The organism is Chloroflexota bacterium, assembly GCA_020161265.1.
Lineage (GTDB): Bacteria > Chloroflexota > Chloroflexia > Chloroflexales > Herpetosiphonaceae > Herpetosiphon.
Genome location: JAIUOC010000004.1, coordinates 290,190 through 310,086, shown reverse-complemented (window position 1 = coordinate 310,086; position 19,897 = coordinate 290,190). Strand labels below are relative to the sequence as shown.

Sequence of the window (19,897 nt, the reverse complement as noted above, 5' to 3'; positions counted from 1 at the left end):
TGCTCACGAGGAGATTTATGACGATTTCGGAAAAAAAGGCTGTACCTGTAAACAGAAATCGCTTACTTAGCATTGATTTTTGGGTTCGTATTCTGGGGATGGTTGTGCTTGGCTATGTTGGCTGGTATTTTAGTTCAAGCTCAGCGAGTAATCCCGCTACCGAAGACGATATCTTGGCAATGCAATTGTTAACGCTTTCAGGGGCTGGCTTGGGTTTATTAATTACCCATCGCGTAACGCTATACCCGATTCGCGATATTAATCAGCGCTTGCGCCGCAGTACTGCCCAAGAAATGCTTGCTTTAGGTTTAGGTGCGTTGTTGGGAGTTGTGATTGGGGCTTTATTAGCGATCCCGCTGAGCCATTTACCTGGTCTTTTAGGGAGTTATTTGCCTGCAATTGCTAGCTTTTTTACGATCTATTTTAGTATTGTGGCTTTCGAGTATCACAAGAAAAATTTAGTCAATTTTGGCATTTCACTCCAAACATCGAAAGCACGTCCAGTTAAAGAAGCTGTCCCGATGCGCCGAACATGTTTGGTTGATACGAGTGCAATTATCGATGGTCGGGTTCTGGCCGTGGTACGCAGCGGTTTTCTCGATGGCATTTTGGTTGTACCGCGTTTTGTGCTCAACGAACTGCAATTATTGGCCGATTCGAGCGATGATATGAAGCGAATGCGTGGTCGTCGTGGCCTCGATATGCTCGAAGAAATTCGCAAAGATGATCAACTGCGGCTTGAAATGCCCAATGAAGATATCGCGAATGCACGTGGTGTTGATCAAAAGTTGGTGACTTTGGCACTGCAAGATGGCCATGCCTTGATCACCAATGATAAGAATTTGAGCCAAGTTGCTGAATTGCAAGGTGTGCAGGTACTCAATTTAAATGTGCTTTCCGATGCGGTGCGCCCACCAGTTGGCGCTGGCGAAATGCTGGTTGTGAAAGTGCGTGAAGAAGGCCGCGAACGCGAACAAGGCATTGGCTACCTTGAAGATGGCACCATGGTGGTGGTCGAAGATGCCCGCGAACGGATTGGCGATGAAGTTCGGGTGATTGTCAGCCGGGTTTGGACGAACGACCGTGGCCGCATGGTCTTTGGGCGAATTATGGGCAGCGCTGGGGCATTTTACGGGGGCAAAAACGATGCGAGCAATTATCCAGCGCGTAGCTAGTGCCAGCGTCACGGTTGCCGAGCAGATTGTCGGCCAGATTAACGCTGGCTTGTTGGTGTTGCTGGCGGTTAGCCCCGGTGATACCAGCGACGATTTGCAAAAACTCGCCGATAAAATCCTCAATTTGCGCATCTTCCCTGATGCTCAAGATCGTTTTGATCGCTCGTTGATCGATTGCCAAGGCCAATTGCTGGTCGTTTCGCAATTCACACTTTATGCTGATACCCGTAAAGGCCGTCGGCCATCGTTTACTGGGGCAGCTGCTCCGGCCTTGGCTGAGCCAATGGTTGAACAATTTATTGACTATTGTCGGGGCCAAGGAATTACGACCGCTAGTGGTCAGTTTGGCGCGGCGATGCAAGTGCAACTCATTAATGATGGCCCAGTCACGATTATTTTGGATACTGCGGAGTGGCAGCATGGCCGAGGTTGATGATTCTGAGCAGGTGTTGGCGCAATTAGCCCAAAGCCTGCATCGGCATCGGCTGAATGGTGTCGCTCAATTGTTTCTACGATCGGGCCAGGTTGCCAGCATTGTTTTGAGTCAGCTGTGTTTATTTGGCCAAGCGTTTGTGCCAATTCAGCTACGACAACGCCTCGCAAGCTATGCGAATGCCTTAGAAACCGAGGCCAGTTGGCAACGCTTAATTGAGCATCTGAATGCCCTAGAAAGTTGACAAAGCATTAACGATGGGCTACACTCAGCGCAATTACGCCTATCCGCCTACTTGCTGCAAGCTATGTCAGTTGTGAGGGCCAACCCGTGTCTCCTTTTGAGATTCTTGTCGTGTCACTCATCTTAACCCTAGCAATTGCCTTGCCCTTTGTCTATGCACGGCTAGTTACTGGTGGACGTAAGATTAATCGCCGCCCTCTTCCCCCAATTGATCTGATTAATAGTGCTTTGGCACGCTCTGCTGAAACTGGCCAACCGATCCATGTTTCGCCTGGTAGTGGCTCGCTTGATGGCTCGACGATTAACCCAGAAACTTTAGCTGGGTTGGTTTTAGCCCAACGCATTACCGATATTGCAGCGCGACGTGGGGCAGGCATTGCGGCCTCAAGTGGCGATCCAATTGCCCATTTGGCCTTGCGGGGCACGGTTCGCCGCGCCTATCGCGATGCTGGCTACAGCGAAGATTATCGTCCTGAGTTGATTCAGCTGTTGGCTGCTAATGATCCAATTGCTTTTTCGGCTGGGCTGAGTAATCGAATTACCAGCGAACCAATGGAGGCAAGTATTACCGTTGGCTCATTTGAGCAAGGCTATTTATTGTTTGCTGAGCCTGGACGTGCCCATAACATTTTGCAAATTGCTGGAACCACCGATCAACAAGCCTTGACAGCAGCACTGCTGACGGCCAATGGTACCTTGTTGGGTGAGGAGATCTATGCGGCTGAGGCCTATATTGCCCCAACACCCTTGGGATTTGCCCGCATCTTAACCCATGATGTCCTACGTTCGGTCATTATTGGGGTCATTATTCTTGGGATTATTTTGGTTTCTTTAGGCCAATTAGCAATCTTGCCACAAGATTTTCCATTGCTGCCTAGATAAAGGATGGGTGGGATGCGTCGAATTGACCTGCTCCGCAATCCAAAGCGCTTAATTCCTATTTTGATCGGCAGCGTTGCCGGTATTTTCGTTTTAATTGATCGCCTTTTTCCTGGGATTGGCAGTATTAATAATGGCAGCCAAGTTTTGCTCAGTTGGGCAACCGTTATTGCTGCATTTGCGCTGATTGCTGGTTCAATCAATGTTATTATTCATCATATTAAACGTTTAACCTCAACCGATCCCAAACGCTGGTATAGTATCGCACTGCTGTTGGGGGTGATTATCCCGCCTGCGTTGGCAGTCTATGGCTATACGACCCAAGGTCGGGCCAATGTCTTGGAATTAGGTTTATTCCAAGACGTTATTCGCTGGGTTTATGCTCCAATTAGCATTAGCCTCTTGGCCCTGCTGACATTTTTTGCTTTAACTGCGGCGATTCATGCCTTTGGTGCTGGCCAGCGTGAAGCAGTGATTGTGGTCAGTGTTGCCTTGGTATTTTTGGTGTTGCAATTGCCGTTGCTCGCAGGCCTGCCCTATTTGGGCGAGACCTTGGGCTGGATTCAACGCTACATTGTGATGGCTGGCCTACGCGGTCTGATCTTTGGAGCGGCAATTGGTGCTATTGTTGCAAGTATTCGCATCTTACTCGGGATTGATCTCCCGTATTTGGATCGCTAGGAGGCGGCCTCAATGAATTGTCCTCGCTGTGGCACGCCCAATACTCCTGATCGCCAATTTTGTGGGCAATGTCAAGCGCCTTTGGCTGCAACCTCAAGCGCTAGCAATGATCTCCCACCATGGCTGCAAGATCTTGATCAGCAACAAACGGTTGTGCCTGCCAAACGCGGCACATCGAGCCTACCCCCATGGCTGCAAGAAGAAAGCCCGCCGCCGCCAGTTGCTGCAAGTGCTGAGGCTATCCCATCATGGTTGCAAGAATCGGCAGCGCCAACCCCAGCATCGAATATTCCATCAGCACCCGCCAATAGTGAGGAGCTGCCGCCATGGCTGCGTGATTTGCAAGCAACTGCTCCTGCCTTGCCTGCTGACGAACCATTGCCAACTGCTCCACGCTCCGAACAACCCTTACCTAATTGGTTATCCGATTTGCAATCAGGTTCAGCAACCCCGCCAGCAACACCAGCAGCGCAAAATGCCAATGCTGATGTACCGTCATGGTTGCAAGGCTCGGTCGAAGCATCCCCACCAGCAGCACCCAAGCCAAGTGCCAATGCTGATGTGCCGTCGTGGTTGCAAGAGCCAGCGTTGCCAGCAACCCCAGCACCACCGCCAGTAGCGCCAAGTGCTGATGTGCCGTCGTGGTTGCAAGGCTCGGCTGACGCAGCTCCACCAGCACCCAAGCCAAGCGCTAATGCTGATGATGAGCCAATGCCAGCTTGGTTGCAGCAGTTGCGACCAAGCGAACCTGCTCCACCACCAGGCATTGCCTCATTCGTTGAAGATAATGATGAGCCAGTGATTGCCCGCCGTGGTGGGACTGGTAACTTGCCCGATTGGCTCAAAGATTTTGATACCGAGCCGCCAGTGGTGCAGTTATCTGAGGTCGATTTAGATGCCGCTGGCCCAAGCGATGACGTTCCGCCGTGGCTCAAGCCTGCAACTGCTCCATTAAATCCACCAGCGCCAGCGGCTCCGGCAGCGAGTGGCGATGTGCCGTCATGGTTGCAATCCGAATCAGCGCCACCAGCGGCTCCGGCAGCAAGTAACGATGTGCCGTCGTGGCTGCAAGCCGAAGCATCTCCGCCAGTACCACCAGCTGCGAGTGCCGGCGATGATGTCCCAGCGTGGTTGCGTGGGGATTTAGATGTCGCGCCGCCAGCGGCTCTAGCTGCGAGTGGTGATGTGCCGTCGTGGCTGCAAGCCGAATCAGCACCGCCAGCGACTCCAGCAGCGAGTGCGGGTGATGATGTGCCAGCGTGGTTACGGGGCGATTTCGATGTCGCTCCACCAGCGGCTCCGGCAGCGAGTGGCGATGTGCCATCGTGGCTGCAAGCCGAAGCAGCTCCGGCGGCCCCACCAGTAGCAAGCGCAGGCGATGATGTCCCAGCGTGGTTACGCGGGGATTTAGATGTCGCCCCACCAGCGGCTCCGGCAGCGAGTGGCGATGTACCGTCGTGGCTGCAAGCCGAATCAGCATCACCCGCGTCGCCAGTAGTAAGCGCAGGCGATGATGTTCCAGCATGGTTACGGGGCGATTTAGATGTCGCTCCACCAGCGGCTCCGGCAGCGAGTGGCGATGTACCGTCGTGGTTGCAAGCCGAATCAGCGCCGCCAGTTCCACCAGCAGCAAGCGCAGGCGATGATGTGCCAGCGTGGTTGCGTGGGGATTTAGATGTCGCTCCACCAGCGGCTCCGGCAGCGAGTGGCGATATTCCGACGTGGCTGCAAGCGGATGCAGGTGCATTGCCCCAAGTTAGCCCAACCGTGCAGCTTGATCCAGAGGATTCCGACGATAATGTTCCGGCATGGCTCAAAGCCGATTTGGATGTTGCGTCGCCAGCGGCTTCGGCAGCGAGTGGTGATATTCCGACGTGGCTGCAAGCGGATGCAAGCGAGTTGCCCCAAGCCAGCCCAACCGTGCGGCTTGATCCAGAGGATTCCGACGATAATGTTCCGGCATGGCTCAAAGCCGATTTGGATGTTGCGCCGCCAGCGGCTCCGGCAGCGAGTGGTGATATTCCGACGTGGCTGCAAGCGGATGCAGCACCGCCAGCGCCACCAGCTGCGAGTGCCGGCGATGATGTTCCGGCATGGCTCAAAGCCGATTTAGATGTCGCGCCGCCAGCAGCTCCAGCGGCGAGTGGCGATATTCCGGCGTGGCTGCAAGCGGATGCAAGCGAGTTGCCCCAAGCCAGCCCAACCGTGCGGCTTGATCCTGAGGATGTCAGCGATAATGTTCCGGCATGGCTCAAAGCCGATTTAGATGCAGCGCCGCCAGCGGCTCCTGCGCCTATTGATACTCCCAATTGGTTGCATGAAGATGCGCCAACGGTTAAGCTCGATAATCAAGCTGCTGGAATACCTTCGTGGTTGCAAGAAGATCTGCCAACTACCAAATTGGATAGTCCTGCGGGTAATGTGCCAGCTTGGCTGCAAGATGATGTAACGCCGATTGCGCCAGCTCCAAGCAAACCTGAACCTATTGCACCTGCAACCCCAAGTTATGATCCAGAAGGGGCCAATGTTCCGGCATGGTTGCGCGATGATTTAGATATTGAAATTCCGGCAAAAACGGCCAGTGCTGCTCCGGTTATTCCAAGTAGCTCGCCTTCATGGCTGTTGGACGACGAGCCAGCCCAAGCAACTCAAGATGATACCTTGTTGGGTAGCGTTGATTTGCCTGCGTGGTTACGCCAAACAGTTAAGTTAGAAGAACCTAGCCCAGTTGTTGAGCAAGAAGCTGCTTCGGCTGTGGCTGAATCAGCCGATTGGTTGCGGGTGTTGGGTGAACCAGAAGCTGCGATTGCCGCAACCAGCCCAACCACTCGCCGCTTGATTGATGCTGATCCGCCGGCATTGCTTAACCGAACACCTGAGCGGGTTTCGGCCATGCATTTGTTGCAAGAACTGGTGACAAAGCCACTGCCAGAGCCTGCTGAGGCTCCTGTTGTGGTGCTAGCGCCATGGTGGCAACGCATTGGCACACAGCGCATTGTGGCCAGCTTGATGATGATAAGTTTGCTAGTTGGCTTACTCGTACCAAATCTTTTGGCGATCAATACCCAAGCTTTAACGATTGGTGGCAATACCAGCGATCTCTACAATTATGTTGAAACGCTCAATCCCGAAAGCCGGGTGTTGATTGCCTATGAAGGCGATTTGCGCCATAACGCCGAGTTGGGGCCGTTAGAACAAGCAATTTCCCAACATCTAATCGAGCGTAAAGTGCCAATGTTGTTGCTTTCGACTGATACGGAAGGTAGTTTGCTGGCAAGCCAACGGGCGGCCCAGTTTCCGATTATTGATCCAACTACAGGCTACACTGGTGAAGGTGCCGAATACTTGAACCTTGGTTGGGTCAAAGGCAATGAACTGGGAATTGCCCAACTTGGCAGTAATTTGCGTGGCGCAATTGCCAATCTTCTGCTCAATCGTGAGGGCGCTGATGTCAATCTGTTGCGGATTATGTCAAAGCTGAATTCGAATAATCAGCTTGATCGCCCACGAATTACCACGACCAAAGATCTTGATTTATTGATTGTGGTTGCTGATGAGCCAGGCGATGTCCAACGCTGGATGGAGCAGTTCTGGTCACGCGAACCAGCTCTACCAGTCGCAATTTTAACCACCAATGAAGTCTTACCCCAAATCCAACCGTATGTTGATGTGAATGTCAATGGCACGCCAGCGGCGATTTATACGGCGGCTGGTTTGGTTGGCGAACAACAATATATGGCCTTACGTTCGAGTGCCACAAATACCAATGGCGCGATCACCGCCCTCAGTTTGGGCATGATCACGACGATTGTGGTGGTGTTGGTTGGTGGGGCGCTTCAGTTGCAACGGCGTATCCGTGGAAAGAGGAATAGCTAGTGACAACGCTTGGCCCTTGGATCGCCTTTGGTTTGAGCTTAATTGTGCTCAGCCGTGCTTTTGGCGAAAATCCACTATTTCGATTCAGCCAATATTTGTTTGTTGGTTTGGCGCTTGGCTATACCTTAACCGTGGTGGTCACAACCATTTTTATTGTGCCAAGCGGTGATATGCTCGATAATCCTGATAGCGTTGGCACAGCGTTATTTATTGTTCCAGTGCTGATTGGGTTGCTCTTGTTGACCCGTTTGCGCACCCAACAACTCTCGTGGCTAGCGAATATTCCGTTGGCGCTGTTGTTTGGGGTGGCTGCTGCCGTGGCGATTGCTGGCACCCTGCTAGGCACGCTCCTGCCACAATTACAAGCATCGTTCTTTTCAGTCACAAGTTTTACCGATGGCAGCGATTTAGGGGCAGCAATTGGCAAACTCGTACTGGTCATTGGGGTTGTGCTGGTGCTGATGTCGTTTCGCTTTAGCAAGGCCGCTACGCCTGATGCTGCCGATCATAGCGAAACCTTAAAACCCACTTTGGTGGCAAAAGTTGGCCGGATGTGGCTCTTGCTCAGTTTGGGGGCGGTCTTTGCCGCTACACTGATTACCTATCAATCAGCCTTGATTGATCGAATCCAGTTTTTGCTGCGGCAAATAGGCGTGATCTCTTAGGGGTTGCGAAAGGATTGATATGACGACCGCTGATCCTGCTGCACTGCTTGTCGTTGATATTGGCACGTTGTTTACCCACGTGGCGCTGCTCGAACTGGTTGCAGGCGAGTACCGTTTGTTGGGTCGTGCCCAAGCGCTCTCAACCCTAGAGCCACCAATTGCTGATGCATGGCAAGGTATTTTGACGGCAATTCGCGAAATTGAGCAATTGACCTTTCGGGCAATTGCCCATGTCGATGGCTTGATGACCCCCCATCGCGCCGATGGTTCGGGTGTTGATGGCATGGTCGTAACCACCAGCGCTGCTGGCACGTTGCCAATTGTCTTGGCCGCAATCTCGAATGATACGACTGGTGCTAGTTTGCGGCGGGTGGCCCGTTCGAGCTATACGACTGTGCTCGATATGGTAACCCTCGATGAATATGGTGACCCCGATTTGGCCGAGGGCGAAAGCTGGATCGATTATCAATTGGCCAATTTAGTGCGCTTGCCCGCTGCAACGGTGTTGATGGCTGGTGGCATCGATGGTGGTAATGCCGCGCCGCTTGAGCGTTTGGCCCACATGCTGGGCTTTACGGTTTTGCGCCGTGAACAAATTAACTCGCGTGAGTTTGCTCATGTGATTTTTGCGGGCAATACGGCGGCCTTCGTTGGCATCGAGGATGCCCTTTCAACGATTGCCCCAATTACCTCAACCGCCAATGTGCGTCCAGCAATTGGGATTGAGCAATTAATGCCGGCACGTTTGGAGTTAATTCGTTCCTATAACGATCGCGTATTGCCAAAATTGCCAAGCTTCAACCGGATGCGGGCGATGAGCAGCGATATGATTCGTTGTACAAGCGATGGGTTTGGTCCATTGGTGCGCTTTATCGCCAAACATCATGGCCGCAATACCTTGATTGTTGATATTGGCGCGATGACCAGCGCTGGCTATACCTCCGATGGCACGCAATTGCATCTTACGGTCGAAACTAATTGTGGCACGGCCTATGGGATTGCCGGCTTAGTTGATCGGGCTGGGGCTGGCAATATCACGCGCTGGCTGCCGTTTGAAATGAGCGATTCAGCTTTACGTGAACATATGCTCAATCGACTGGTTCGCCCGCAAATTGTGCCAATCGACCGCGAAAGTTTGTTGATTGAACAAGCCTTGGTGCGCGAAGCCCTGCGCGTTGTCTCGAAAGATTTGTTTGATGAACAGCCGCAATTAGCGAGCGATTTGATTATTGCAACTGGCGGTGCACTGACCCACACCATGCATCCGGCTCAAACTTTGTTGAGCATCGTGGATGGGCTGGATTTTGGGCGCTTGCAACAATATCGTGATCGTAGCTTGCTGATTAGCGATATTTACCTTGATCGTGATGGCTTGCTGGCCTTGTGTGGCGCGACTGCTTGGAAATATCCTGATGCAAGTTTTTGTTTGCTCGAACAAGATGTATTGCGCAATGGCGCTTTAGCCAGCTATTTGGCAATCAATAGTTCATTGCGTTTGGGCGATTTGGTGGCGGAAGTCGAACTTGTGCCCGTTAGCGGCGCTCCGATTATCATGCAAATTCATCATGGCGAGATTCGACGCTTGCCGTTAGCCTTAGGCAAACGCGCTACCCTGCGTTTACGCCCAACCAAACAAGTGCAAATTGGGGCAAATTTACCAGGCGAAGTCGTCGAAACTGGCTTGGCTGCGATTACCGGCAGCGCATTGGGCTTGGTGATTGATGCCCGCCCACGGCCTTTAGCTCAGCGCAATAGCGATATCCCAAGCCGCAATCAACAATGGCAATGGCTCAATCAATTGGGCGTGGTTGATGGACTTAATCCCTATGCGCCGCAGTATGATGATCAACCGCTGCCGTTTGAAATGGCTCCTGCGCTTACGCGAATTCCCGATCCAGCGCCAGCGCCAGCCCAAATGCTGCCCGAACGCGAAGAACCTAATGCGATTCCCGATTGGTTGCGCGAAGAAGGCGAGAATGCTACCGATTTGACCATGCCGCCACCAAGTGATTTTGGGGTTGAAGAACCCTTACCCGATTGGCTGGGCGGAATGGATGTGCCTGTCAGCAGTGATCCGGTGCTCGATTTGGGTGAACGCCGACCATCACAACCAATCGCTCCCGCCGACTTTAGTGCATTGCGCAATGAGTTGGAAGAACAAAATAAGCCCAAACGTGGCTTCTTCCGCCGCAAATAAATCAATGCTAATCCGACCAACCACAGGCAGGCTGGTCGGATTGGCTTAATCCCGCTAAAAATCCCCCACAGAATTGGCACTTTTCCCACAAAAGGGTTTGACAGCGTTTGATGGCGCGTGGTATGCTCATCGATAGTTCAGAGTTTGGCGATCAAACGGATATTGGGCTTTAAGCTCATTCTAAAGCGCTATGATCGCTTTCATCAAAACCTTTTTTGTAGCCATTTTTCCTCGATATAGCTTAGAAGGAGCAAGCCATGCACAAACGCCTTACGCGGGTACTGGGAACCATTTTCTGTGTACTTGGCTTGGGTTTGGCGCTATTTGGCTTTGATGGCGCATGGCGTGCCTATGGTCAAACCGCAGGGCCAACCCCAACCCCCGATTTTGACCTGCCGATTACCAAAGCTGTTAGCCCAAGCAATGCCTTGCCCGGCGATACGGTGACGTTTTCAATTAATGTTACCAATGATCAGCCGCAAACCCAAACCAATGTCGTGATTACCGATAGTGTGGTTAATTTCTTGGAAGTAGTTGGAGCGAGCAGCAGCAAAGGTACTGCCAGCTTTAGCGGCCAAGAAGTTCGCGCCGATGTTGGTACATTGGCCAGTGGCGAATCGGTAAGTTTGACGATTACCACGCGGGTACGGGCTGGCACAGTGCCTGGCACCATCGGCCAAAATGTGGCGTTTGTCAATACGGCCAGTGGTTCAAGCTCCTCAAGTAATGTGGTTACGGTGACAATTGGTGGCGAAGGTACACCTACGCCTAGCCCAACACCAGTGCCAGCAGGCTCAAAATTGGTGGTTGAAAAGTCGGCTAGCCCAGCTAGTGGCAAAGTTGGCGATTTAATTACTTTCAAAATTGTGGTGCGCAATACTGGTGGCTCAACTGCACCAAATGTCGTAGTCAACGACCGCATTCTCGATTTCTTGGAAGTTGTTAGCGTGCAAACTAGCAAGGGTAGCGCTACAACCACAGGCCAAGCTGTGAAGGTGACGGTTGGCGATTTGGCAGCTGGCGAAAGCGTTACGATTGCCATCACCACCAAGATTCGGGCGGGCACGGTCAGCGGTCAACAAGGTATCAACATTGCTGAAGCAGTTGCCAGCGATGGCAGTGGTGGTTCATCAAGCACCACCAGTAATCCTGTGGCAATCGCGGTTGATCGTAATCCACCAGCAGGTTTGCCTGATACCAGTGCTCCAAATCAAGCTTCGTGGATTTTCTGGCTTGGCTTGGGCATGGCGATTACTGGCGGTTTATTGTTGATGGTTAGTCGCCGCCGGAGCGTTGCTTAATCGATGAATATCATCCGTCGTTATATAACTGGTCTCCGACGCTGGCTCTGGCTTTTAGTGCTAGGGCCAGTTGTCGCTGCTGGCGCGGCGTATGCCATTAGCAGCCAACAAACGCCGCGCTATGCTAGTAGTACTCGCGTGATTGTCGGCCAAACCCTCAAAAATAGTAATCCCGATTATGGTAGTTTGGTGGCAAGTGAGCGCTTGGTAGCAACCTATGCCCAAATCGCCCAAAGCCGCACAACCATGCAGGCGGTCGAGCAGCGCTTAAATTTGAGCGATATGGCAAGTTCAGCGATCATCACTACCCGTCCAGTCCAAGAAACTGAGTTTTTGGATATTGCGGTTGAGGCCAATGATCCGCAACAGGCTGCCGATATTGCCAATGCAATTGCTGAACAATTGATTTTGACTAGTCCGGCAGGGCCACAGAGCGCTGAAGCCAAATTGCTTGATGAAGTTAATCGCCAAATTGCTACGCTCAACGAGGAAATTACCCGTACCGATGAGGAAATTAAAACCCTCAAGGCCGAAATTGAGCAAATTGGGGCCGATAAACCTGCTGCTGAATCGTTGATTGCGAACTTGCAACTCAAACAACAGAGCCAAAATCAAAATCGCCAAACCCTCAGCACGCTCTACAGCACCGCGCTGGGCAATCGCGCCAACTCGATCAGCGTGGTTGAGGCTGCCACGGTCAATCCAACTCCGATTGCGCCACGGCCTATTCGTAGCGCAATTTTGGCAGGGATTTTGGGCTTTGCCTTGGTATTTGGTTTGGCCTTGTTGCTCGAATATTTCGATGATAGTGTGCAAACTCCCGATGAAGGTGTGGATTTAGTCAACGCACCGTTGTTGGCCGCGATTGTTAAGCAAGAAACCAAGGTAACCAAAGCTTCGCAACGCTTGGTTTCGCGGCTTGATCCGCGTTCGCCAACCGCTGAAACATTTCGCACCTTACGCACAAACTTGCAGTTTTCGAATGTCGATACTAAAACCCGCACCCTGATTGTCACCAGTAGCCAGCCTGAAGAAGGCAAAAGCACAGTCGCCGCCAACTTGGCATGGGTGCTGGCGCAGGCAGGCCAAAAAGTCGTGTTGATTGATGCCGATTTGCGTAAACCAATGATGCACCGTGTGTTTGAGGTGAGCAGCGAATATGGCCTGACCAATTTGCTGACCAACAACGAAGATCCGACGATCCGTGAGCGCACAGTTTTGCCTGTTGCCGATAATTTGTGGCTGATTCCAAGTGGGCCATTGCCGCCTAATCCCTCGGAATTGCTCAGCAGCAAGCGCATGGAAATGCTGATTTGGTTGTTGCAGCAAGAATACGATTGGATTTTGTTCGATACGCCGCCAATTTTGACCGTAACCGACCCAATCGCGCTGATTCCACGGGTTGATGGCGTAGTGTTGGTGGCCGAGGCCAAGCGCACCCGCCGTGATATGCTGGCCAAATGTCGGGCTGCGGTGCAAACCGTCGGCGGGCGAGTGATTGGACTGGTTTTCAACAAGCTTGATCCACGCTCCGAGGGCTATGGCGTTTACTATACCTACTACTACGATCAGCACCATAATTCCAATCGTGGTCGGCGCTTTTGGAATCGCAAAGATGATCATCAGCCAGTACCGAGTATGAGCGAGCCAGCCCCGTTGGATCTGCATGATCCTGCGCTTGATCGTTCGGAAGCCGCCTATGAGATGGCCAGCCATGAGCGCAGCAAGTAAGCCACCAACAACCAATCGAAGTTTGGGGAAACGCCGCTTGCGGCGTTTTTTCCTGTTTGGCTTGGCTTTGCTGGGGTTGTGGCTTGGGCTGATGGCTTGGTTTAGTTACCAGCTCGCTGATCAAAGCCAAAGCCTACGCAAACTCTTGCAAACCCGACCATTGCAAAGCAGCCAAGCCCAAGCGTTTTGCAGTGAACTTGATTCAACTCACAGCAATATCGTGTGGCTGCGCCGATTGAGTTTGCCGTTACACCCCATTTTGCGCCAGAACGATACCTGGCTGGGTGCGCTGCCCGCCGCCAGTGATGCTGGGCAACAAGGGGCAGATTTGGCCCAAGGTTATTGTCAACAATTTAATCCGCTGATGGCTATGCTTGATCTGCCAGCCAACCATCGAACCAAGGCGCTGCTTGACTGGCTGAGTGCCAACCCACCAAATTGGCTTGAGTTACAAACTGAGCTGAGTCAATTGCAGCAAACTTGGCAAACTGTGCCCAGCACCATCCAAACAGCACCATTTTTGCGCAACTATCAAGCCCAATTAGCCCAGCTTGATCAGCAATTAACTTCAGCCCAAACCACGCTTGGCTTGGTTGAACAAGCTTGGCCCTTGATCGAGGCTGGTTGGGGCTGGCAAAAACCGCTACGCTTGCTGATTGCTGGCCAAAATCCTTTGGAGTTGCGGCCAAGCGGCGGTTTTATTGGCAGTATTGCGACGATCACAATCGAGCAAGGCCAAATTCGCACTATGGCCTACTTCAATAGTGCCGATTTCGCGGCGGTTGCGCCGGCTGGCTCGGCCATGCCCAAGCCCTACAACGATTATTTACGGGCTTCGATTTGGACGCTGCGTGATGCCAACTGGTGGCCCGATTGGCCGACCTCGGCGCAAAGTTTGCAAACATTTTGGCAATTAAACCAACAGCCTGAGATTGATGCGGTAATCGCGCTCGATCTGTATGCCTTACAGGGCTTGATTCAGGTTTTAGCACCATTGGAGATCGCAGGTTACGGCCAAATCAGCCAAGCCGAGAGCCTTGAACAAATTTTTGGGCTGTACGATGGGCGCAGCGTCACTGGCGATAAGCAATTTTTAGCAGCCTTATTCAACAGCACGTTGGAAACTGCCCGTCATGCCAGTTTTAGCCAATGGCTAGGCATTGGCGCAAGTTTGCAGCAAGCCTTACAGCAACGCCATCTCAGCATCTATTTCAACGATCAACCAAGTCAATCCTTGATGCTGACGAATGGTTGGGCTGGCGCGATGCCAGAGCTTGAACATGATGTGCTGGCCTTAGTTGATGCTGATCTATCTTACAGCGACGGCCAGAATTTTATTGAACAACGGATGCATCTTGAGGTGCAACTTGATGCCCAAGCCCGCCCGTTGACCAATACCCTCACGATTACCTATACCAACCGCTACGATGATTGGCGGGCCGATTTGAGCAAACACGCGGTTTATGGCTATTGCTACAACGTTAAATTGGCGCTGCAACAGCGCATTCCAGGCTGTTATGGCGATTATGCTCGCGCTTACTTGCCAATTAATGCAATTCCCTTGAGCTTGGATGGCGCAGATACGCCGCCAGATCTCAGTCAGGAAGGCCAATTTACCAGCGTTGGTTGGTATATGTTGCTCTACCCTGGCCAAACTCGCACAATTCGTTTGCACTATTTGCCAAATATTCAAAGCCAGTCTTATCAATTAAGCTGGCTCAAACAAGCTGGAACCTTGGACCATCCGATCAGCTTAATCGTCAACCAAGCCAATCAGCAAGCGCAATGGAAGGGCTCGTTGCGCCAAGATCGCCAGTTGCGATTTGAGGCTGGTACGATTCAAGCGTCAAGCGATTTACCAGCAATCGAGCCGCAACAATCAGCTGAACAGGCTTGGCAACTGTGGCAACAAGGCCAAACTAGTGCCGCGCTCGACCTCTGGCAAAGCAGCAACACACTTGATCGGGCTTTGGATTGGGTGGTGGCGCTGCGTTGGACAGACGATCCAGAAACTGCTAACCAATTCTTGAGCCAACTCCAGCCATTGTTGCCTAATTCTGGTCGGGCGGCGTTTTTGGTGGGCTGGCTCGCCGAATTGAATAATGATCAGCCCACAGCCCTGCAAGCCTATCAAATGGCCTTGGAGCATGAGCCAACTAGTCAAGCGGCGCGTTTGGCCTTGGCCTTGCTCCAACTCCAGCTTGGCGATGCTGATGCCGCTCAAACCACTTTGCAACAGCTGGAAAATCCACGCTTGGCCTTGCAGCGCTTGGCTTTTGATCAACGTATGGCAGGGGATTTGGCGCAGGCTGAGCGTTATTATCAACTGCTTTTGACCCTCGACCCGCGTGATCGCGAAGTGTGGGAAGAGCGATATTGGCTGCGGCGTTATGCTAACGATCAGCCCGATTGGCAAGCTGTCGAACAATTGGCAAATGCAGCAATTGGCATATTTGCCAATGATGAGCAATGGCTCAGCCGCCGCGCCGAAAGCTATGAGCGCCAAAATCTGCCCCAACAGGCGATTGCCGATTGGCAGCAAGTCACCACGATTTCGCCGACCAATAGTTTGGCTTGGTATTATTTGGGCTTGCAACAACGGGCGCTTGGCGATTGGTCGGCTGCTCAATCCTCGCTTGAAACGCTGATCGTGCTTGATCCACAGGCTGATTATTATTTGGTGCTGGGCGATACGTTGCGCGAATTGCAATTATTCGATGCTGCGCGTGAAGCCTATGCCAATGCGGCTAAGCTTGAGCCTGAACACCCTGGTTTGGTCGAGCGCTTACGTTTGCTGGAAGCTAGCCCGTGAGCCGTCGCCTACTCAAAGATACTGCGCTGTATGCCCTAACTGGGGTGGCAACCAAGATGATCGGGGCATTATTGCTGCCCTTGATCACGCGCTTGCTCAGCCCTGAACTCTATGGCAGCGTCGATTTGATTAGCCTTGTTGGTTTGTTTGCGATTGAGTTGGTGACGCTCGGCAGCGATTTTGCCTTAGCCCTCTATTTTCATGAAGCCACGATTGAGCGGCGGCGTTTGGTTGGCTCGCTCTGGGTAGCACGGCTGCTTTTGGGCTTGCTGATCGCAGGGATTGGCCATATGCTTGCGCCATATTTGGCCTTGCAATTGCTGCAACGCAGCGATGCCCAAACAATTTTGGCCTTGCGGCTTGGTTTGTGGGGGCAACTCGCCAACGGCATCATCAGTTTGTGGTTCACAACCCTGCGTCAAGAGAGCAAAGCACTGCGTTTATTTGGCCTGACGGTGCTGCGAGTAGCCGCGACCGCGTTACTGACAATTGGCTGGATGGTGCAGAGTAGCCAGCGGTTGAGTGCCTATTTTGGGGCGATGCTGCTGGTCGATAGTTTGCTAGCGCTAAGTTTGACCCTGCAAATGCGTCGGCAACTGGGCTGGCCCGATTGGCACTTGCTACAAACGTTGCTGGGCAAAGGCTTAGGCTTTTTGCCACGCTCGATCTATTTTGTAGCGATGACCTTGATCAATCGCCAGATTTTGCTACATTTTGGCTCGTTGGAGCAAATTGGTCAGTATGCAGCGGCCACCAAAATTAGCTTTATCGTATGGATTGTGATTAGCGCCGCCAATCAGGCTTGGTTGCCCTATAGCCTGTCGATTGCTAGCACGCCGACCGCCAACGCCAATTATCGCCAATATCTCACCAGCTATACGATGTTGATGGGCGCTGCTACGACTGGCTTAGGCTTATTTGCCCCTGAATTGTTGCGGCTGTTGACCACAGGCGATTATCTGCCCGCAGCGCCAGCGGTTGGCTGGTATGCGCTGAATTTAATGGCGATTGGCTTGTTGACGGTGGCGGCAACCGGCCTGACGATCACCAAAGCGACCGCTGTTTTAGGCCAAACCAGTTTATTGACCGCCGGGTTAAATGTTGGCTTAGCGATTGTGCTTGTGCCATGGTTGGGCTTGGTTGGGGCGGCAATCGCGGCGGCTGGCGATCAACTGATCGCGGCGTGGTTGGTGTATCGTGCGGCACAAAAGCGTTATCCGATTGATTTTGATGTTAAGGCGGTGCTCGGTTGGCTGGGCCTGACGATTGCCTGCGTGGCCTTGGCGAGTTGGTTGCCATTGACCTTGAGCTGGCCATTAATTGGGCTGAAATTGCTGATTGTTGGCGTGTGGTTGGGCTGCGTTTGGCGTTGGGGCCAGCCCAAAATGCTGCTGAATTTGCTGAGAAGGTAAATCACCACTCAATTAAGTCCATTTCGGCGGTTGGTAGGCCATAGTGCTGGCGAAAGAAATCGAAAAATTCAGCGACGCGGCTAAAGCCATCACCTTGGGCAAGTTGGCGGATTTGCTCGGCAGAAAGTTGCTCACCATCAAGCCAGACCTGATTGCTGCCAATGATGATTGGTCGTACTTGGCGGCAGGTAGCGGTAGTTAGTTTGCGACAAGCACGAGTGCGCATGCCCGTGTACATATACAACGGATCGCCTGGTCGCGATGGATTGCGCCGCCGTGGCCGAATGGTTGAGCGCTTGATGCCTTGCTCGACTGCCGTTGCAAAGCGTTCTTTAAAATTGTAGGCAGGCATGTAGCACTCCTTAGAGCATAATACTAGCTCGTATATTCTAAACTATAGCGAGCTAGTATTTCAATCTTGGGCAAAAGTGAGCAGTAATTATTAGCTGCTTCGGTTGCGGCCTCGCCCAGTTTCATGGGCATAAGCCCATGGCTGAAGATCGGGCGGCTCGATTCCCAACGATGTGAGGATTGCACAAATTTGCTCGCGATGGATGTTGCTATGGTGCAGCGCTTGAGCAATCAAGGCTCCGCCATGAATTTCATAATCATCTGTTACGAGGGTGACCATTTGCTCAGCGTCGAATGGAAGCGCCAGAAATTGTGCCCAATTGGTGGCAGCCTCTTCAGCCCGCGCTGCAAGGACAGCTAAATCATTGGTGCGATCACGATTGAGCAGCCAATCGGGGGCTTTGCCAGAGAGATGTTGCAGATAGCGAGCATCCGAGAGAATAATATGATTGAAAGTAGCGATGATATCGCCGTAGCTGCCAACCACGGTTGTAGCGAGTTGCTCCTCGGAAAGCTGGCTACATGTTTGCAATAACAACGCGGTTGCCCAGCGATTGTGCTCAAACGAATCGAACAGAACTCCGTGCATATGATCTCCTCTGATCAAAAGATCGATTAGCACGAATGTACTGTAAATAGCGGTTTGTGTCAACGCCAATGCTTGAGAATGATTTAATTGGAAGCGTGAGCTGTGGAGCTGTGCCGAGTGAGATTATTGAAGTTTGGAGCGTTGGGCGAGGAGTTGTTGGCGCACGACGTGTTGTTTGAGGCTGGTCGCTGAGCGTGGTTTGGCATGGCGTGTCAGTTTAACACTGCCGATCAGCAGGCCAGCACCAAGCACGAGTTGCAAACACCCAAAAATTAGATCAACCATCGCTGCCTCAATAAAAACAATTTAGTCGGAATAAACTGTAGAATCAAGTATAGCCGATGGCTGATCTGCTTGTCAAATTATTCGATATGTTTAAAGCTGAGGTCAATCGATTGCGCATGCAGGTGTTTGACGGCGAGCGTAGCTGGATGGGTGCGCAACAACTGCTCAAACTGCTCAAGCTCTTCAGGATGCAAACACCACTGATTGCCCTGATTTAAACTATTTAATTTCAGATTCGAAATATAGCGAAAGGTCAGCGAAAGCTGCTTGACCGAATCGTCGATCCATTCGCCGTCATCATCGACATAGGTTTTCTCAACCACCAAATGGCGGGTCAAATTATAGCGAAAGCTTGGGTTCAAGCCGTTTGGTTCAAGCCCCCATTGAAACAGCAACATATCACCATCATTGGCCAGATCACAATCGTCAATCCGAATTTCGCGATAGAATCCAAGCATAAGGTTGATCGCATCTTCAATGGCAAGGTATTCAAGCACTTTATCCGATTGTTCTAGCCACAAGTTAAAGCGGTCTAGCACATGTTTTGCTTGCATTCCACGTTCCTATTCTAGCTCTATGATTACGATCCTTGCATGATAGTGTATTGTAAACTATTTATTGTCGTAGTTGGCAGTGTAAGAACTCAACCTTAGAGGATTGCTGCACCCCTCGCCCGCCGCAGTGGGAGAGGGGTTGGGGGTGAGGGAACGCAGGGTGTTTTCATCCCCCTGCACCCCCTCAATGGCAATTAGTGATGTTCAGACGTTCGCCGATGAAATTGAAAATGAAATTGAGAATAAGTGATGCGAGAGGGAAAGATCAGGTCTAAAATACGAAAACCCCTGACGTGAACCGTCAGAGGTTGGGAGTCGGCCAACGATGCTATTCAAAGTAGCGAACAGCCTGTTGTGCGCCAGTAAACTCTACCCAATTTTGGGCTATTTCCATAACATATTGGCAATGTTCAAAATAAACGCAGTAGCGACCATCTTCAACTTTTTCAGCATGGTTGTATGTGGCAATATATAAAGTATTCTTATTTGCATCATCACGAAGATAAATTAATACGCGATCAATGGTATTTATCCGATGATCATCCATAATCCAATTACCGCTTTTACCAGTGCTATCATTATTGAAGGTTAATAAATGACCATTAGTAAATAGTGCTAGTAAGCGTTTGCCTGGTTGAACAAAGTCTCGGGCATGCATAAGTCTACCTCATTGCATCACTACCACCATTTTAACGATAGTGTTACGATTTACT

At 51.7% G+C, this 19,897-nt stretch carries 17 protein-coding genes; 12 read left to right on the top strand and 5 right to left on the bottom strand.

Annotated elements, in window-relative coordinates:
- Window positions 1-17 precede the first annotated feature (17 nt).
- The 12 genes from LCH85_11265 (at window position 18) to LCH85_11210 (ending at window position 17,405) form a co-directional block, all read left to right on the top strand.
- The gene (locus LCH85_11265) at window positions 18-1,175 is read left to right on the top strand and encodes a TRAM domain-containing protein (GenBank protein ID MCA0352563.1); all 1,158 of its coding nucleotides are present in this window, start codon (window positions 18-20) and stop codon (window positions 1,173-1,175) included.
- Window positions 1,147-1,608, top strand: coding sequence for a D-tyrosyl-tRNA(Tyr) deacylase (dtd, locus tag LCH85_11260; protein MCA0352562.1), 462 nt, complete (start codon window positions 1,147-1,149; stop codon window positions 1,606-1,608). Before LCH85_11265 ends, dtd begins: the two co-directional genes overlap by 29 nt.
- Entirely contained in the window at window positions 1,595-1,852 is a 258-nt protein-coding gene (locus LCH85_11255; GenBank protein ID MCA0352561.1) for a hypothetical protein, read from the top strand. The genes dtd and LCH85_11255 overlap by 14 nt, the downstream gene beginning before the upstream one ends.
- 110 nt (window positions 1,853-1,962) lie before the next feature.
- On the top strand, window positions 1,963-2,733 hold the full coding sequence (locus tag LCH85_11250) for a hypothetical protein (GenBank protein MCA0352560.1): 771 nt from the start codon (window positions 1,963-1,965) through the stop codon (window positions 2,731-2,733).
- A gap of 12 nt (window positions 2,734-2,745) precedes the next feature.
- Complete coding sequence (locus LCH85_11245) at window positions 2,746-3,411, top strand: hypothetical protein (protein ID MCA0352559.1); 666 nt, start codon at window positions 2,746-2,748, stop codon at window positions 3,409-3,411.
- A 12-nt stretch (window positions 3,412-3,423) separates the two neighbouring features.
- Entirely contained in the window at window positions 3,424-7,287 is a 3,864-nt protein-coding gene (locus LCH85_11240; protein MCA0352558.1) for a hypothetical protein, read from the top strand.
- A complete protein-coding gene (locus LCH85_11235; protein ID MCA0352557.1) occupies window positions 7,287-7,952 on the top strand; it encodes a hypothetical protein in 666 nt (221 codons plus the stop codon). The genes LCH85_11240 and LCH85_11235 overlap by 1 nt, the downstream gene beginning before the upstream one ends.
- Window positions 7,953-7,971: 19 nt before the next feature.
- Entirely contained in the window at window positions 7,972-10,149 is a 2,178-nt protein-coding gene (locus tag LCH85_11230) for a glutamate mutase L (GenBank protein MCA0352556.1), read from the top strand.
- 257 nt (window positions 10,150-10,406) lie between these two features.
- The gene (locus LCH85_11225; GenBank protein ID MCA0352555.1) at window positions 10,407-11,450 is read left to right on the top strand and encodes a DUF11 domain-containing protein; all 1,044 of its coding nucleotides are present in this window, start codon (window positions 10,407-10,409) and stop codon (window positions 11,448-11,450) included.
- Between the two features lie 3 nt (window positions 11,451-11,453).
- The gene (locus LCH85_11220; GenBank protein MCA0352554.1) at window positions 11,454-13,181 is read left to right on the top strand and encodes a polysaccharide biosynthesis tyrosine autokinase; all 1,728 of its coding nucleotides are present in this window, start codon (window positions 11,454-11,456) and stop codon (window positions 13,179-13,181) included.
- A complete protein-coding gene (locus LCH85_11215) occupies window positions 13,165-15,993 on the top strand; it encodes a DUF4012 domain-containing protein (protein MCA0352553.1) in 2,829 nt (942 codons plus the stop codon). Before LCH85_11220 ends, LCH85_11215 begins: the two co-directional genes overlap by 17 nt.
- Window positions 15,990-17,405, top strand: coding sequence for a lipopolysaccharide biosynthesis protein (locus LCH85_11210; GenBank protein ID MCA0352552.1), 1,416 nt, complete (start codon window positions 15,990-15,992; stop codon window positions 17,403-17,405). Before LCH85_11215 ends, LCH85_11210 begins: the two co-directional genes overlap by 4 nt.
- Before the next feature lies 1 nt (window position 17,406).
- Here the strand turns inward: LCH85_11210 and LCH85_11205 are convergent, their stop codons facing one another.
- From LCH85_11205 to LCH85_11185, 5 genes are all read right to left on the bottom strand, one after another.
- A complete protein-coding gene (locus tag LCH85_11205) occupies window positions 17,407-17,757 on the bottom strand; it encodes an ASCH domain-containing protein (GenBank protein ID MCA0352551.1) in 351 nt (116 codons plus the stop codon).
- 90 nt (window positions 17,758-17,847) lie between these two features.
- Window positions 17,848-18,345, bottom strand: a complete 498-nt coding sequence (locus LCH85_11200; protein MCA0352550.1) for a hypothetical protein — start codon at window positions 18,343-18,345, stop codon at window positions 17,848-17,850.
- Between the two features lie 123 nt (window positions 18,346-18,468).
- Entirely contained in the window at window positions 18,469-18,630 is a 162-nt protein-coding gene (locus LCH85_11195; protein ID MCA0352549.1) for a hypothetical protein, read from the bottom strand.
- Between the two features lie 77 nt (window positions 18,631-18,707).
- On the bottom strand, window positions 18,708-19,184 hold the full coding sequence (locus tag LCH85_11190; protein MCA0352548.1) for a hypothetical protein: 477 nt from the start codon (window positions 19,182-19,184) through the stop codon (window positions 18,708-18,710).
- 328 nt (window positions 19,185-19,512) lie between these two features.
- Window positions 19,513-19,842 (bottom strand): HNH endonuclease, encoded by a 330-nt coding sequence (locus LCH85_11185; protein ID MCA0352547.1) that lies wholly within the window; start codon window positions 19,840-19,842, stop codon window positions 19,513-19,515.
- Between the last annotated feature and the right edge of the window lie 55 nt (window positions 19,843-19,897).

Bases quoted from the DNA above. Each gene is read 5' to 3' on its own strand.
- LCH85_11255 (MCA0352561.1), top strand. From the start codon at position 1,595: ATGGCCGAGGTTGATGATTCTGAGCAGGTGTTGGCGCAATTAGCCCAA.
- LCH85_11205 (MCA0352551.1), bottom strand. From the start codon at position 17,757: ATGCCTGCCTACAATTTTAAAGAACGCTTTGCAACGGCAGTCGAGCAA.
- LCH85_11200 (MCA0352550.1), bottom strand. From the start codon at position 18,345: ATGCACGGAGTTCTGTTCGATTCGTTTGAGCACAATCGCTGGGCAACC.
- LCH85_11240 (MCA0352558.1), top strand. From the start codon at position 3,424: ATGAATTGTCCTCGCTGTGGCACGCCCAATACTCCTGATCGCCAATTT.
- dtd (MCA0352562.1), top strand. From the start codon at position 1,147: ATGCGAGCAATTATCCAGCGCGTAGCTAGTGCCAGCGTCACGGTTGCC.
- LCH85_11195 (MCA0352549.1), bottom strand. From the start codon at position 18,630: ATGGTTGATCTAATTTTTGGGTGTTTGCAACTCGTGCTTGGTGCTGGC.
- LCH85_11265 (MCA0352563.1), top strand. From the start codon at position 18: ATGACGATTTCGGAAAAAAAGGCTGTACCTGTAAACAGAAATCGCTTA.
- LCH85_11230 (MCA0352556.1), top strand. From the start codon at position 7,972: ATGACGACCGCTGATCCTGCTGCACTGCTTGTCGTTGATATTGGCACG.
- LCH85_11190 (MCA0352548.1), bottom strand. From the start codon at position 19,184: ATGCAAGCAAAACATGTGCTAGACCGCTTTAACTTGTGGCTAGAACAA.
- LCH85_11185 (MCA0352547.1), bottom strand. From the start codon at position 19,842: ATGCATGCCCGAGACTTTGTTCAACCAGGCAAACGCTTACTAGCACTA.
- LCH85_11220 (MCA0352554.1), top strand. From the start codon at position 11,454: ATGAATATCATCCGTCGTTATATAACTGGTCTCCGACGCTGGCTCTGG.
- LCH85_11225 (MCA0352555.1), top strand. From the start codon at position 10,407: ATGCACAAACGCCTTACGCGGGTACTGGGAACCATTTTCTGTGTACTT.
- LCH85_11215 (MCA0352553.1), top strand. From the start codon at position 13,165: ATGAGCGCAGCAAGTAAGCCACCAACAACCAATCGAAGTTTGGGGAAA.
- LCH85_11245 (MCA0352559.1), top strand. From the start codon at position 2,746: ATGCGTCGAATTGACCTGCTCCGCAATCCAAAGCGCTTAATTCCTATT.